This is a genomic window from Gemmatimonadaceae bacterium (assembly GCA_035606695.1).
Taxonomy (GTDB): Bacteria; Gemmatimonadota; Gemmatimonadetes; order Gemmatimonadales; family Gemmatimonadaceae; genus JAQBQB01.
The window spans coordinates 1-15,044 of record DATNEW010000012.1 but is presented as its reverse complement, the minus strand read 5'-3'; the positions used below and the strand labels follow the sequence as shown (position 1 = coordinate 15,044).

The window sequence follows — 15,044 nt, the reverse complement described above, 5'->3', positions numbered from 1 at the left end:
GCGAAGCGAAGGATCTCATCCGCATGGATGGGGATGAGATCCTTTCGGCGCTACGCGCCTCAGGATGACGCGTCAATCGTGAACGTGCGTGGGACTTCGGTCTCGAGATACTGGCGCACCGCGCGCGCTTCGTCTTCCGCGCTCCAACCGAGCAGCGGCGCGATCGCGGTCGCGACGCGCGCGGGCACGTCACCGGCGTCCGAGCCGCACAGCTCGAAGGCAAAATGCGTGCGGCGCATGAGCAGATCGCCGATCGTCATCGCCATCTCGCGCCGAACGCAGTAGCGCATTTCTCCGATCGTATAGGGCAGGGCGGGAACGAGCCGTTCGGCGCCGTCATTCGAGATCTCTGACCATACGTCACGCCACCGGCTGCCATAGGCCGTCGCGAGATGCGCCGCGAGATCGACGTCGTTCGTCGCGCGCGCGATGTCCGCAGCCAGCACGTCGAATGAAGCGAAATCGCCGCCGGGAAGCGGCGTATCACGCGTGAGATTCCGGCGCGACGGCCGCCGCAATCGCTCGGCGACCGCATCGACGACCTGGGAAGCCATCACGCGGTAGGTCGTCAACTTGCCGCCGGTGATGCTGAGGAGCCCGCGCGGCGTCCAGGTAATCGCGTGCTCGCGCGAGACCGATCCCGGTGTGCTTCCGTTCGTCGGCAGCAGGGGACGAATACCCGCCCAGGCGCGACAGACGTCGTTCGATGTGAGTCGCGCGTTGGGAAAGAACGCGTTGACCGAATCGATCAAATACTTCACGTCTTCCGCCGTCGCGCGCACTTCGTCCGGCGGTGCGGACGTGAATGTATCCGTCGTCCCGACGATGCTCATCGAATCCGCGGGCAGGACGAAAAACACGCGCCCGTCGATCGGCGACAGGAGCGTGATCGCGTGACGATTGCCGATCCGATCGCGCGCGATCGCGATGTGAACGCCCTTGCTGCCGCGCACGACGGCGTGCGCCGTATCGTCATCGAGCGCGCGAACGCGATCGCTCCAGGGTCCCGTCGCATTGACGACGACTGACGCGCGCACGCTCGACACGCTTCCGGTCCGCTTGTCACGCACAATGGCGCCCGCGATTCGATCGCCCTCGTGCAGCAGCTCCGTGACCGCGGCGTGATTGACGACGACCGCGCCAGCTTCCTGCGCCGCGATGGCGTTTGCCAGGGTGAGGCGCGCATCGTTCGTCGCGGCGTCGAAGTACGATGCCCCGCCGCGCAGCCCATCGGCACGCAGCGTCGGTTCGTTCGCGAGCACCTGTCGGGCGTTCAGCCGGCGGTGTCGCCCGACGTTGCGGAACAACGCCAGCAGGTCGTACAGCATCAGCCCGGCGCCGAGCTTCCATCGTGGAATGCGCGCGCCGCGGTACACGGGCCACGTGAACTCCAGCGCCCGCACGAGATGCGGCGCGAGCCGCAGGAGCCGCCGCCGCTCCGCGCTCGACTCGAACACCAGATGCAACTGCCCATGCTCGAGATAGCGAACGCCGCCGTGCACGAGCCGGGACGACCGGCTCGAGGTGCCGCTCGCGAAGTCATCCTTCTCGACGAGCGCCACCGAGAGCCCGCGCAGCGCGGCATCCCGGGCGATACCGCATCCCGTGATCCCGCCACCGACGACGAGCACGTCGAACGCCCGGCTGCGCAGCGCGTCGAGCGACTTGGCGCGCTTCACCGAAAACCCGCGCACACTTGCATTGGATCAAAGCTAAGCGAGTTTCCAGACATGCCATCCTTGGGCGGACCCGGCGGACGGGTCGCGATCGTCGCCGGCGTGCGCACGCCGTTCGCGCGCGCCGGCTCCGCACTCAAGCACATGAGTGCCATCGAGCTTGGGAAGCTCGCCGTCGCCGAGCTGATTCAACGAACGAACGTCGACGCAAAACTCGTGGAAGCGATCGTCTACGGTACGGTCGTGCCATCGGTGCTCGCGCCGAACATCGCGCGCGAAGTCTCGCTGCTGCCGATGCTGCCGAAGGGCTGCGAAGCATATTCGGTCAGTCGCGCGTGCGCGTCGGCGAATCAAGCCATCACCGACGCCGCCGACCAGATCGTGCTCGGCCATCATGAAATCATCATTGCCGGCGGGGCGGAATCGCTCTCCAACGTGCCGATCCTTCACTCGCGATCCATGTCGGAGAAGCTCGTGTCGCTCTCGCGCGCCAAGAGCGCCGCGCAGCGCCTCAAGATCGTCGGCTCCATTCGCCCGAAGGATTTCGTGCCGATCACCCCCGCCATCGCCGAGCCGTCGACCGGTGAAACCATGGGACAGTCGGCCGAGAAGATGGCGAAGATCAATCACATCGCGCGTGAGGATCAGGATCAATTTGCGCTGCGATCGCATCGCATGGCGGCGGTCGGTACCGAGGACGGCCGGCTGACGGCGGAGATCGTGCCCGTATATCCGCCGCCGCGCTACGACAATGTGTTGACGAGCGACAACGGCATTCGCACGGATACGTCGATCGAGCAGCTTCGATCGCTCAAGCCGGTGTTCGATCGACGCTACGGTAGTGTGACCGCCGGTAATTCGTCTCCGCTGACGGACGGCGCGAGCGCGGTTCTGCTCATGAGCGAATCGCGTGCGAAGGCGCTGGGCTATGTGCCCTTGGCGTACGTTCGTTCGTACGCCTATGCCGCTCTCGATCCGGGCGAGCAGTTGCTGATGGGTCCCGTGCTCGCGGCGCCGGTCGCCCTCAGGCGCGCCGGCCTCTCACTCGGCGACATGGATCTCGTCGAGATGCACGAAGCGTTCGCGGCGCAGGTGCTGTGCAATCTCGAGGGCTTCACGTCGCGCGCGTGGGCCGAGCGCGCGGGGTTCACGCAGCCGGTGGGCGAGGTCGATCGCTCGAAGCTGAACGTGATGGGTGGTTCGATCGCGATCGGGCATCCGTTCGGCGCGACGGGTGGACGCATTCTCACCACGCTGTGCAACGAGCTGAATCGTCGCGGCGGCCAGTTCGGGCTCATGACGGTGTGCGCCGCGGGTGGAATGGGGCACGCGATGGTGGTGGAGCGCGCATGACGAGTCCCGCCCAGCGCTCAACGCCCAGCTCGAAGACGACGTCCTCGTCGTCACCATCGACAAACCCGGCGAGGCCGTGAACACGCTCAGCCCCGCCCTCGTCGGCGAGTTCGAAGGCATCGTCCTGCGCGTCGATGAGGATACGCTCATTAAAGGAGTAGTATTGATCTCCGGCAAGCCCGATACGTTCATCGCGGGCGCCGACATCGAGCAGTTCAAGGAATTCAAATCGGCCGCGGACGCCGAGCGCGTGAGCCGGCTCGGGCAAGATCTGCTGAAGCGAATGGAACAGCTGCGCACGCCCGTCGTCGCCGCGATCCATGGAGCCTGCCTGGGCGCCGGCCTCGAGCTGGCGCTGGCCTGCCGCTACCGCATCGCGACCGACCATCCACGAACGACGCTGGCGCTGCCGGAAGTGCAGCTCGGCGTCATTCCAGGGATGGGCGGCACGCAGCGACTGCCGCGGCGCGTCGGCCTCCAGGCCGCGCTCGACATGATTCTCACCGGCCGCAACGTACGCGCGAAGCGCGCGCTGCAGATGGGCCTCGTGGACGAGATGGTGCATCCCGCCATCCTGCGCGACATTGCCATCGATCGCGCGCGGAAGCTCGCATCGCGCGAGCTCAAGCCTCCGCGTGGAGGCTCGCACGGCGCCGCGAGTCTTCTCCTCGAGCACAATCCGTTCGGTCGCGGCGTGGTGTTTCGCAAAGCGCGCGAGAGCGTGATGGACAAGACGCACGGCCACTATCCCGCGCCGCTCGCCGCGCTCGAGGCCGTGCAGGTCGGATACACCCGCGGATTCGCCGAAGGCCTCCGCGAAGAAGCGCGCCTCTTCGGCGAGATGGCGATGACCGACGTGTCGCGGCAGCTCGTCTTCCTCTTCTTCGCGAGCAATGCGCTCAAGAAGGATCCGGGCGTCGACACGACGCGGATCGTCCCACCGCCGCGCACGGTCGAGAAGCTCGGCGTGCTCGGTGCGGGATTCATGGGCGCCGGCATCGCGTCGATCGCCGTGCAGCAGAACACTCTCGTGCGGCTCAAGGACACCGACTACGCGCGCATCGGCAAAGGCCTGGCCGCCGTGCGCTCAGTGCTGCAGGAGCGGTTGACGCGCAAGCAGATCACGCGCCTGCAGCTCGAGGACTACATGAGTCTCGTCGGCGGCACGATCGACTACTCGGGATTCGAGTCCGTCGATCTCGTCATCGAGGCGGTCTTCGAGGATCTCGCGCTCAAGCATCGCGTGCTCGAGGAAGTGGAACCGGCGATCGATCCATCCGCGATCTACGCGTCGAACACGAGCACCATTCCCATCACGCGAATCGCCGAGACGGCCGCGCATCCGGAGCGCGTGCTCGGCATGCACTTCTTCTCGCCCGTGCATCGCATGCCGCTGCTCGAGATCATCGCCACCGCGCTGACGGCGCCAGAGGCGATCGTCACGGCGGTCGCCTACGGCAAGCGCCTGGGCAAAACGGTGATCGTCGTGAACGACGGGCCAGGCTTCTACACGACGCGCACCCTCTCCGCATACATGAACGAGGCGGGCCGACTCCTCGACGAAGGCGTCCCCATCGACGTCGTCGACCGCGCGCTCGAGGATTTCGGTTTCCCCGTTGGACCGATCACGCTTCTCGACGAAGTCGGCATCGACGTCGGCGGCAAAGTCGGGTTGGTGCTCGCCGAGGCGTTCGGTCCGCGTATGGCGCCCGCCGACGCGATGCGTCGCGTCGTCGCCGCGGGACGAACGGGCCGCAAAGGCGGCAAGGGCTTCTATCGCTACGGCCCGGACGGCAAGAAAGGCGGCGTCGACGAAACGATCTACGAGATCATTCGCGGCACGACGGCCGCCGCTCCCGCGACGCCCGGGCGCGAGGTTCCGCCGGAGGAGATCGTCGAGCGCTGCGTCCTGGCGATGGTCAACGAAGCCGCGCTCTGCTTGCAGGAGAACGTGCTTCGTTCGGCGCGCGACGGCGACATCGGCGCCGTCTTCGGGATCGGCTTTCCACCGTTCCGCGGCGGGCCCTTCCGCTATGTGGACAGCGTTGGAGCGGCGACCGTCGTAGAAAGACTGGAGGACTTGAACGCCCGTTTTCAGCCTCGATTCGCCCCGGCCGAGCTTTTGGTGGACTTGGCAAGGGGCAGACGAACGTTTTACGGCGGTTGAGGTAAGACTTGTGACCCTAGCCACATACCCCAGGTCTGTCACTCGTGGAAGCCGTTAGCGCAGACGCAGCAGTCGTAGCCCGCGTTTTACGCGGCGATGTGGAGGCATTCCGAGTACTGGTCGAGCGGTATCGCGACCGGTATGCGCGGTACGCCGTTCACATGCTCGGGAACCGGGAGGATGCGCAGGAGGCTTTGCAGGATGCCTTCATGCGGGCCTACCGATCGCTGGCGCGCTGCGAGGATCCGGAGCGTTTCGGCGCGTGGCTGTTCCGCATCCTGGTCAACCGCTGCCGGACGCTCGGCGCCCGGCGGGGTCGTCGGTCGCGGACATTCGTTGCCGACGAAGTGGCGTTGCTCGAGGCGGCGCACGACCATCCGGCCGAGCAGTCGGCATGGCGAGAAGAGATCGATCGGGCGTTGCAGCAATTGCGGCCCGAGCAGCGTGAAGCGTTCGTGTTGAAGTACGTTGAAGACATGGGCTACGACGAGATGTCGCAGCTGACGGGGGTCGGTGTGTCGGCGCTGAAGATGCGCGTGATGCGCGCCTGCGACCGCCTGCGAGAGCTGCTGAGTGAGGTGCATAGTGCGTGACGACGGCGAATTCAGAATGAACGAGATTGCGCGCGAGCTGAAAGCCGACGTGCATCTCGATGCGTCGTTCGACGCGAGCGTCATGGCGGCCGTTCGCCGGCTGCCGCGACATCGCCGCTTCGGCCTGTGGTCGCGGCTCACGACGCCGCGCCGCCAGACGATCACGATGACGCCGTTGTCGTACGGCATCCTGGCGGCATCCATCGCGGTGTTCGCCATTCTCGGCGCCGCGCACGCGTCGGTCGATTTGCATCGCGTGGCCAGGCCCATCGTGAACGCGCTGATGCCGGCGAAGAAGGCCGCTCCGTCACAGCGCGTCCAGTTCGTTCTCGTGGCGCCGGATGCGAAGAAGGTCGCCGTGGTTGGCGACTTCAACGGCTGGGACCCGAAGCACGCGGCGTATCAGGCGCAGCATCGCGGCGGCGGCGTGTGGTCAGTGACCGCCCCGGTTCCCGTTGGGCATCATCGGTATTCGTTCATCGTCGACGACAGCGTTTGGGTGGCTGATCCAATGGCGCCGCGGATCATCGACAGCGACTACGGCGTCGCGAACTCGGCGATCGTCGTCGAAGAGAAGTGAGCGCCATGGCGCGAAGCGTCATGGCGCGAAGCCGCCTCGCGCTCATCGTCGCTCTCGGTGCTCTCGTGGCTGGTCATCGCGCCGGCGCGCAGGATACGCGCCTCGCCGCGCGCCTCGACAAGCCGACCTTCGCGGCCGTGAACGCGATCGTTGATTCGGCGCGGCATGCCAAGCTCCCCACCGCGCCGCTCGTCGATAAGGCGCTCGAGGGCGCGGCGAAGGGATTCGACGGTACCAAGATCACGTCCGCCGTGCATCAAACGATGCTCCGAATGGGCTTGGCCAAGCGAATGCTCGGGCCCAACGCCACCGCCGACGAGATCAAGGTGGCATCGAGCGCGCTCGACGCCGGCGTATCGGAGCGCGATCTCGCGCGCCTGCGCAACGCGTCCGGGAAGCGGGCCCTCACGATGCCGCTCACGGTGCTTACCGATCTGATCGGCAGGCAGGTGCCCATTCCCACCGCGACCGATCTCGTGCTGCAGCTCGCGCGCTCGGGCCTCAAGGATTCCGAGTACGCGCTGTTCCAGCGCAACGTGCGCGCGGACATCGATCATGGCGCCGATCCCGCGGCCGCGGCCACGACGCGCGCCCGTGGTCTCGTGCTGCGTGGACCCGGCGGCAGCAAGCCCACCGAATAGCGGTTAGTAGCCAGGCACGCACGGAGTAGCGTCATGCGGCGCTTTCCGGGTACAATTCCCCTTCAACTGCACGTGGGGAACTGAATGCGAAGTTTCGCATTGCTGCTCGCTCTCGGCGTCGCGAGCTCGCTCGGCGCGCAGCAGCGAGGGGACCGAGTCGACAACTACTCGATTCCGGCCCAGAGCAAATACACGCTACAAAGCTTCGTCGGCAAACGTCCATTGACGCGCGCCGAACGCACGGGATTCACCGAGACGTCGCACTACGACGACGTCGTTGCGTTCATCGATTCGCTCAAGCTGCTCGGCGCGACGATCTCGACCGGCTCGATTGGCAAAACGATCGAGGGGCGCGAGCTGCCGTACGTGATCGCCTCGCGGCCGCTCGTGACGACGCCGGCCGACGCGCGGCGGCTCAATCGCCCGATCGCCTATATCCAGGCGAACATCCACGCCGGCGAAGTCGAAGGCAAGGAAGCCATGCAGTCGCTGCTGCGCGACTTGCTCTTCGACAAGAAAAAGAATGTGCTCGACTCGATCGTGCTCATCGTGCAGCCGATCTACAACGCGGACGGGAACGAGAAGTTTGCGCCGCAGTCGCGCAATCGCGGCGCGCAGAACGGCCCGGAGCTCGTCGGCACGCGGCAGAACGCGTCGGGGTGGAATCTCAATCGCGACTACATCGATCTCGACGCGCCGGAGACACGCGGCGCGTTCGAGATGCTCAATCGGTGGAATCCCGACTTGTTCATGGATCTCCACACGACCGACGGCAGCGTTCACGGATACGCGCTCACATACTCGCCGCCGCTGACGCCAACCGCCGTCAACGTGATTCCATACGCCACGAAGCTGCTCGGTGACATTCGCCGGCGCATGCTCGATCGCGAAGGGTTCTACGTGCAGGACTACGGCGACTTCAGTCGTCCGCGACCGAACGGCCGCGGTGCGGCACCTGGTGGCGCGCTCGGCGGCGGTGGATTCGGCCGCGGTGCGGACTCGACGGGACGTGGTGGCCGTCGCGGCGGCGGTGGCGGCGGCAACTTCGCGCGCGGTCCTTCGCTCGAGCAGATCATCGCCGACTCGATTCCCACGAGCGGCTGGGTGTTCTCGACCTATGAACCCTTCGCTCGCTACGGCACGAACTATTACGGTTTACGAAATCGACTCGCGATTCTGAGCGAAGCATTCTCGCACGACCCGTTCGCGCGGCGCGTTGCGTCGACATACGACTTCGTCAGCGAGATTCTTTCCTACATCGCCGAGCACAAGAGCGAGGTGATGAAGCTCGGGCCGCGGGGCGACGCGAAGGTGGCGGCGTGGGCGCGGAATTCCGCGAGCGCGCCGAAGCTGTCTCTCCGGTCGCGCATGGATACGACGCGCATCGAGGACGTGCGCGTGGAAGAAGTCGTTCCGCTCACCGATTCCACCAAGCGCGAACCCGGCATGGGAAACCGCCAGCGTACGGGCATCATCAAGCTCGTTCGCATGCCGGTGATGGCGAGCTTCACGCCGACGCTCACGAGCACGCTGCCGTTCGCGTATGCGTTCGACGACAAGACGGCAAAGGCGATCGCACCATACTTGCGCATGCATGGGCTGACCGTGGAACGACTGACCGCACCGGCGACGGTATCGGCGCAGGCGTTTCACGTGGACAGCGTCATGGATCGCGGGCGCTCGGAAACATCGCGAATGATGAAGGACATCGCCGGCACCTGGGACGCGCCGGCGGGGCACGTGCTGCCGGCCGGCACGTATGTCGTCCGCGCGGGACAGCCGTTTGGTCTCGTCGCCTTCTACCTGCTCGAGCCGCTGAGCGAAGACGGACTGATGCAGTGGAGCTTTTACGACAACATCGTTGCGCCGCACACGGATTTTCCGGTGCTCCGCATCGTCAGCCCAGCCACCCTTCGCGCCAAGGCCGTTCGCGACTGATGCTTCGTTCCACCATGCTGTATCTCTCGAACCAGCCGCGGATCTTCCGGTTCGTTCGCAACAACAAGCTCGCGAAGAAGTTCGCGTCTCGCTTCGTGGCCGGCGAGACGCTCGACAGCGCGGTCGCCGCGGTGAAGAAACTGAATGCCAGCGGCATCACCGCGTCGCTCGACCTGCTGGGCGAAAGCGTCACGAACGAGCGCGAAGCGCGCGCGGCCGGCAATGAATATCTCGGCATTCTCGATCGCATTCACCAAATGCGCCTGAATGCGAACGTCTCGGTCAAGCTCACCGCGATGGGCTTGGACATCTCCGAGGAGTTGTGCGTCGCGGTCATGCACGACGTGTTGAGCCGCGCACAAGCGTACAACACGTTCGTTCGGCTCGACATGGAATCGACCGCGTACACCGAACGAACGCTGCGCTTGTTCTACGACCGCTTGTATCCCGCGTATAAGGAGAACGTCGGCATCGTCCTCCAGAGTTATCTCTATCGCACGTCCGCCGACGTCGATCAAGCGGTGCAGGCGCGCTGCCGCGTCAGACTCTGCAAGGGTGCCTATAAGGAGCCGGCATCGGTCGCGTTCCCCGAGAAGACCGAGGTCGACGCGAATTACGTGAAGTGCATGCACACACTGCTCGAGAAAGCGAACTATCCGGGGATTGCGACCCACGACCCCGCGATCATCGCCGCGGCGAAGAAGTTCGTCGCCGACAAGCAGATCGATCGCTCGCGCTTCGAGTTCCAGATGCTGTATGGCATCCGTCGCGATCTGCAGGAGCAGCTGGTGAAAGACGGATACCGCATGCGCGTCTACGTGCCGTTCGGCACGCAGTGGTATCCGTATCTGATGCGCCGCCTGGCGGAGCGCCCCGCAAACCTGGCGTTCATCACCGGCAACGTCGTACGCGAGATGCTCGGGCATCGGTCGACTTGATGTCGCACGCGCGGTTTCGCGAGCCCGATCACTCCAGGGGAGACGCGTCGACGATCGGCGGCTATGCGGCGGTCCACGATCGCCCGGCCGCGTTCGAGGGAAGCGACGGCTTTTCCTACAGCGTCGAGCTGATGGCCGAAGAGACAGGCGATGCCGCGGGTCCGTGGGGCGCGTTCTTCCTCTTCGTGAAATGGGCTCGCCAGGGCGCACAGACGCCCGAGGGCCATCTCGAGACGGACTTTCTTCTCACCGCGGCGACGGAGCAGGACGCACGCACCGCGCTCGGCGAGACGCCGCTCTCCGAAGTGAAGGCGCTGCTCGATCGATTGATCGCCGCGCGCGCCGGCAGCGCTCCCACGCGCAAATGGTGGGACGCGATGCGCGACGACACCGGCGATACACCGGAGCACGAGTGACCATCGACACGCTCGTGCGCGGCGTGGTGCTCGGCGGTACCGGCGGCGTGTGGCAAATCCGCACCGACGACGGAGAGACGGTGGATGCCGCGCTTCGCGGGCGTTTAAAGAAATCTAATTCCGGAAAGCGCGCCGACGGCTCGCTGCGGCGCGACACGGTGGCCGCCGCGGCCGAAACGCTCAAGCTCGCCGTCGGCGACGACGTGCATCTCGAGCGCGGTACGCGGGATGACGCCTGGGCGATCTCCGAGATTCTGCCGCGCCGCTCGCAGTTGGCGCGACGCGCACCCGGTGGCGGCCAGGGCGAACGCATCGTCGCGGCCAACGTCGATCAGGTCGTGATCGTCTTCGCCGCGGCCAAGCCCGAGCCGCACCCGCGCATGCTCGATCGTTTCCTCGTCATCGCCGAGGGCAACGGACTCGCGGCGCGAATCATCATCAACAAGGTCGATCTCGTTGGCGAGGCCGCCGCGCACGAACGCTTCGCGGCGTACGAGCGCGTGGGATATCCGGTGCACTACACCGCCGCGAAGAGCGGTCTTGGCCTCGAGTCCATTCGCGCCATGCTCGGCGAACGACGCTCGGTTCTCACCGGACCGTCGGGCGTCGGCAAATCGTCGCTGCTCAACGCACTCTTTCCGGGCGCGAATCTGCGCGTCGGCGCGATCAGCGAATCGGTGAACAAGGGTCGTCATACGACCGTCGGCGCCGTGATGCTCCCGCTGCCGAATGACAACGGCTACGTCATCGATACGCCTGGACTTCGCGAAGTCGGACTCTGGTCGCTGCCCGCCGAGCGGCTCGATGAATGTTTTCCCGAGCTCCGCGCCCTCAAGGATCGCTGCCGCTTTGCCGATTGTCGTCACGTCGCCGAGCCGGATTGCGCGGTGCGTGATGCCGTCTCGCGCGGCGAGATCGACGACGCACGCTACGACTCGTATTGCCGGCTGCTCGAGGAAATCGAAGCCGAAGCGTAGTCGATTCGACACAACGCGGCGTCGACGTCACGCCCTCGCACACATTTCTCTTGACATTCGAGAACAATCCTCTCAGCATGTGAGGGGACTCGCCGCCGTCGCCCGCCACCTCTCTGACCGAGACTACCATGCGCGTTCACTTATTCGCCGGCATGGCCGCCACAGCTCTCGCCACAGCTCTCGCCACAGCTCTCGCCGGGGCGGCGCACGCCCAGTGCTCCCCCGCCGTTCAGAAGCTCGTGACCGATCACAAGTTCGATGAGGCGCGCGCGGAGGTTCGGACCCTGCTCGCGAAAAATGACAAGGACGATGCGGCGCTGCATTGTATGGGAATCACATACATGGAGCAGGACGACTCCAAGCACGCCGAAGACTGGTTCGAGAAAGCCGTCGCGGCGAACGACAAGAGCTCGGCCCATCACCTGTGGCTCGGCAACTCGATCGGCGATCAGGCGCAGCACGCGAGCAAATTCAAACAACCATTCATGGCCCGGCGCGTGAAGAGCGAATTCGAGCGCGCGGTGGAGCTGGATCCGACGTCCGTCGACGCGCGCACGGGCCTGATTCAGTTCTACTCGATGGCCCCGGGATTCATGGGCGGCAGCATGGACAAGGCCAAGGAACAGGCGCGCGAGATCGAAAAGACGAGCCTCTGGCGCGGCCACCGCGAAATGGGCTCGCTCCTCGAGCACGACAAGGACATCGCCGGCGCGGAGAAGGAATTCCAGGCATCCGTCGCGGCCGCGCCGGACAGCGGCGCCCCCTACAATGCGCTCGCCGGGTTCTTCCGCCGCCAGAAGCGATGGGACGACGCGCTCGCGACCTATGAGAATTTGTTAAAGCATCGGCCCGATCTCGTCACGGCGCATCTCGCGATGGCGTCGGTGCTGAACAGCGCCGGTCAGGATCCCGCGCGCATGGAGCGCGAGACGCGCGTCTGGCTCGCCGCGCCGCCCGCCGACGCGTCAAAGCTCAATTTCAGCGCGGCGCACTATTTCCTGGGCCAGGTCGCCGAGAAACAGGGAAAGCGCGACGTCGCCAAGGCGGAGTATCAGCAGTCGCTGACGTTCAATCCCGGCAACAACGACGCGAAGAAAGCGCTCGACAACGTGAAGTAGTCGCGCGATCGCGACGAGCTCGTTACCAGGCGCCCCGCTCGCCCGCCATCGCGATCACCTTGCTCAAGCGATCGGCGGCATGGCGCCAGTTCACGGCGACCGCCAGCTCCGCGTCGTCCGCGCGCCCTTCCTCGATCGCCGTCGTGATGATGTCGTGCTCGTACACCGACGCGCGAATGTCGCTCGTCAGCATGCTGATGTACATGCGGATGTAACGCTCCGCCTGCGGTTTCACCGCCTCGTGCAGCGCGAGCAGCCGCGGCCCCGACGAGGCTTCCACGATGCGACGATGAAAATGCTCGTCGGCGTCGTACAGCGCGCCGTGATCCACCGGCATCGCCTTGCCCGAGCGATGAAACTCCGCGTTCAGGGCCCGAAGCTGGCGAACCAGGTCGCGCCGCTCCGTCTGCGGCAGCGCCGCTGCACCGCGCGCGCCAAGCCCTTCGAGCGCTCCCACAATGTTCAGCAGCTCGTACACGTCGTCGCGCGTGAGCGGAGCCACCGTGAGGCGCGACTGCTGCGCGCCCGGCGAACCCATGACGTAGCCTTCCTGCTGCAACCGCTGCAACGCTTCGCGCACCGGCGTGCGACTCACACCCAGGCGGCTCGCGATCTCCGTCTCGACGATGCGGCTCCCCGGCGCCAGCAACCCTTGCACGATCAGATCGCGCAAGCGCGCGTACACCTGCTCCGGGCGAGAGCCGTGCGGAGCGTCGGCGGCGCTTCCCATCGGTAGCTCGGTCGTATCGGCCGAAGGGCGGGTCAACGGTTTGCGAGCGGGAGTCATTGTATGCGCAATATATGACGCGCCGTGCGGCGCACGGCAACCACCGTCATACTTTCGTACCGTTGCCGCATCCCTGAGCCAGGCCCACATTGCAAGGGATGCCAGCGACTCCCTTCCGCCGCACGTCATGAGCTGGGCGCTCGACGAATTCTTCGCGGCCGTCGAAGAAGAGTTTGGCGTTCCCGTTGGCGAGGCGAACGATGCCTACCTCGAGACGCCCGGGTCGGTGATCGACTTCATCGTCGACAACAGCGAGCCGACCGACGGGATGGATGCCGAGGAGCACCGCGACCACATCGCCGGCGTGGTCGGCGAGATCATGGCGCGAACGCTCGGAATCACTCGATACAGTGAGGGCTCGCGCTTCGTTCAGGACCTGCACGTCAGGTGAATCCCCGACGGATTCTCCTGGCCGACGCCGACGCATTCTTCGTCGCCGTGGCGCGCATGGTCGACCCCGAAGGTGCCGGCAAGGAACCGCTCCTCATCGTCGGCGGCACGCGGGAAAGCCGCGGCGTGGTTTGTTCGGCGTCCTACGAAGCACGGAAGTTCGGAGTCAAGTCGGCCATGCCGATCTCGCGCGCGCTACGCCTGTGTCCCCGCGCCATGTGCGTTCCCGTTCCGCGTCGTGCCTGCGGTGAAAAGAGCCGGCAGATTCGCGCCGTGCTCGAGCGCTTCGCCCCGATCGTCGAGGGCGCGAGCATCGACGAGTGGTACATGGACCTGGGCGGCACCGAGGAACTGTACGGTTCCGAGCCGCTCGGCGAGACAGCGCGGCGCATTCGAGAGGCGGTGACCGCTGAAACAAAGCTCTCTGTTTCGATCGGCGGCGGCACATCCAAGCTCGTCGCGAAGCTCGCGGTCGAGCGCGCGAAGCCAAAGCCTGGTACCGGAGCGACGGGCGTGCACGTCGTGCCCGCCGGCGAAGAAGCGCAGTTCATGGACACGATCGAGCTCGCCGAGATCCCACTCGTTGGACCGCGATTTCAGGAGCGCTTGGCCAAGCTGGGCATGCGCCGCGTGCCCGATGTCCTCCAGTACGATGTGCCGGCGCTCACGCAATGGCTCGGCGCGCGCGAGGCGGAGTGGCTGTATGACCGCGTACGCGGCATCGACGGCAGCGAAGTAGAATCGCATGGCGAGGCGAAGAGCATCAGCCGCGACGAAACGTTTTCGCACGACATCAACGATGACGACGAGTTGATGCGCGAGCTGCTCGCGCTGATCACGCGCGCCGCGTCGGACCTGCGAAGCGATGGACTCACCGCGCGCACGATCACCGTACGCATTCGCGACCACGACTTCAAGACGCGCCAGGCCAATCGCACGCTCGATCGCGCGGTGATCTCCGATCGCGTGATTCTCGAGGTCGCGCGCGCATTGTTCGCGAAACTTCGCAACGCACGCCGCGTCCCGGCGCGCTTGCTCGGCGTGAAGCTGTCGTCGCTGACGGTCGATGCGACCGCCGATCAGCTCGCGCTGTTCGAGTCGCGCGACTCGCGCACGGACGAGACGGATCGCGACCGCGTGCTGGCGCGCACCATCGACAAAGTGCGCGAACGATTCGGTGACAAGGGCATCGTCCCGGCGCGCCTGATCGACTAGGTCTTTGACCGGCTAGAGAGTTTCGCTTGATAACCAAACTTGCGGCGGGCGTCTTTGCGTGTGAAGCGCCATTGGATTTTGGTCCGGGCCTCATGCGCTCGCGTCGTCCATGCGTTGGTCTCGGCGCGGAGTTGGTGCAACGTGTCGAGCCGACGGCGACCGAGGCAACCACGACTGAGCAGACTCAATTCGAGTTCGGCTTGGTTCAGCCAGCTGCCGTGTTTCGGAGTGAAATGCACGTGGAGTCGGCTCCAA

At 65.6% G+C, this 15,044-nt stretch carries 15 protein-coding genes; 12 read left to right on the top strand and 3 right to left on the bottom strand.

What is annotated here, in order from left to right; translation table 11 throughout:
- Positions 1 to 59: 59 nt before the first annotated feature.
- Complete coding sequence (glpD, locus tag VN706_03545; GenBank protein HXT14674.1) at positions 60 to 1,694, bottom strand: glycerol-3-phosphate dehydrogenase; 1,635 nt, start codon at positions 1,692 to 1,694, stop codon at positions 60 to 62.
- 36 nt (positions 1,695 to 1,730) lie between these two features.
- Here glpD and fadI point away from each other — a divergent pair, with 36 nt between their 5' ends.
- The 10 genes from fadI to VN706_03495 all read left to right on the top strand — a co-directional run bounded on the left by fadI (position 1,731) and on the right by VN706_03495 (position 12,397).
- The gene (gene fadI / locus VN706_03540; GenBank protein ID HXT14673.1) at positions 1,731 to 3,029 is read left to right on the top strand and encodes an acetyl-CoA C-acyltransferase FadI; all 1,299 of its coding nucleotides are present in this window, start codon (positions 1,731 to 1,733) and stop codon (positions 3,027 to 3,029) included.
- Entirely contained in the window at positions 2,992 to 5,196 is a 2,205-nt protein-coding gene (fadJ, locus tag VN706_03535; protein ID HXT14672.1) for a fatty acid oxidation complex subunit alpha FadJ, read from the top strand. The genes fadI and fadJ overlap by 38 nt, the downstream gene beginning before the upstream one ends.
- Positions 5,197 to 5,240: 44 nt before the next feature.
- Entirely contained in the window at positions 5,241 to 5,789 is a 549-nt protein-coding gene (locus tag VN706_03530) for an RNA polymerase sigma factor (protein HXT14671.1), read from the top strand.
- Complete coding sequence (locus VN706_03525) at positions 5,782 to 6,369, top strand: isoamylase early set domain-containing protein (GenBank protein HXT14670.1); 588 nt, start codon at positions 5,782 to 5,784, stop codon at positions 6,367 to 6,369. Before VN706_03530 ends, VN706_03525 begins: the two co-directional genes overlap by 8 nt.
- Positions 6,370 to 6,374: 5 nt before the next feature.
- Positions 6,375 to 7,010: a hypothetical protein gene (locus VN706_03520; GenBank protein HXT14669.1), complete on the top strand. Its 636-nt coding sequence runs from the start codon at positions 6,375 to 6,377 to the stop codon at positions 7,008 to 7,010.
- An 84-nt stretch (positions 7,011 to 7,094) separates the two neighbouring features.
- Positions 7,095 to 8,948, top strand: coding sequence for a M14 family zinc carboxypeptidase (locus tag VN706_03515; GenBank protein HXT14668.1), 1,854 nt, complete (start codon positions 7,095 to 7,097; stop codon positions 8,946 to 8,948).
- Positions 8,948 to 9,886: a proline dehydrogenase family protein gene (locus VN706_03510; protein HXT14667.1), complete on the top strand. Its 939-nt coding sequence runs from the start codon at positions 8,948 to 8,950 to the stop codon at positions 9,884 to 9,886. The genes VN706_03515 and VN706_03510 overlap by 1 nt, the downstream gene beginning before the upstream one ends.
- The gene (locus VN706_03505) at positions 9,886 to 10,302 is read left to right on the top strand and encodes a hypothetical protein (GenBank protein ID HXT14666.1); all 417 of its coding nucleotides are present in this window, start codon (positions 9,886 to 9,888) and stop codon (positions 10,300 to 10,302) included. Before VN706_03510 ends, VN706_03505 begins: the two co-directional genes overlap by 1 nt.
- Positions 10,299 to 11,279, top strand: a complete 981-nt coding sequence (gene rsgA, locus VN706_03500; protein ID HXT14665.1) for a ribosome small subunit-dependent GTPase A — start codon at positions 10,299 to 10,301, stop codon at positions 11,277 to 11,279. Before VN706_03505 ends, rsgA begins: the two co-directional genes overlap by 4 nt.
- Positions 11,280 to 11,407: 128 nt before the next feature.
- Positions 11,408 to 12,397 (top strand): tetratricopeptide repeat protein, encoded by a 990-nt coding sequence (locus tag VN706_03495; protein HXT14664.1) that lies wholly within the window; start codon positions 11,408 to 11,410, stop codon positions 12,395 to 12,397.
- A 22-nt stretch (positions 12,398 to 12,419) separates the two neighbouring features.
- Here the strand turns inward: VN706_03495 and VN706_03490 are convergent, their stop codons facing one another.
- The gene (locus VN706_03490; GenBank protein HXT14663.1) at positions 12,420 to 13,127 is read right to left on the bottom strand and encodes a GntR family transcriptional regulator; all 708 of its coding nucleotides are present in this window, start codon (positions 13,125 to 13,127) and stop codon (positions 12,420 to 12,422) included.
- A 184-nt stretch (positions 13,128 to 13,311) separates the two neighbouring features.
- On the opposite strand from VN706_03490, the gene VN706_03485 reads away from it, so the two are divergent.
- A complete protein-coding gene (locus VN706_03485) occupies positions 13,312 to 13,575 on the top strand; it encodes a hypothetical protein (protein HXT14662.1) in 264 nt (87 codons plus the stop codon).
- On the top strand, positions 13,572 to 14,789 hold the full coding sequence (locus VN706_03480) for a DNA polymerase IV (protein HXT14661.1): 1,218 nt from the start codon (positions 13,572 to 13,574) through the stop codon (positions 14,787 to 14,789). The genes VN706_03485 and VN706_03480 overlap by 4 nt, the downstream gene beginning before the upstream one ends.
- Here the strand turns inward: VN706_03480 and VN706_03475 are convergent.
- The coding region (locus tag VN706_03475; protein HXT14660.1) for a hypothetical protein at positions 14,786 to 15,044 on the bottom strand (259 nt) is incomplete at its 5' end. The genes VN706_03480 and VN706_03475 overlap by 4 nt on opposite strands.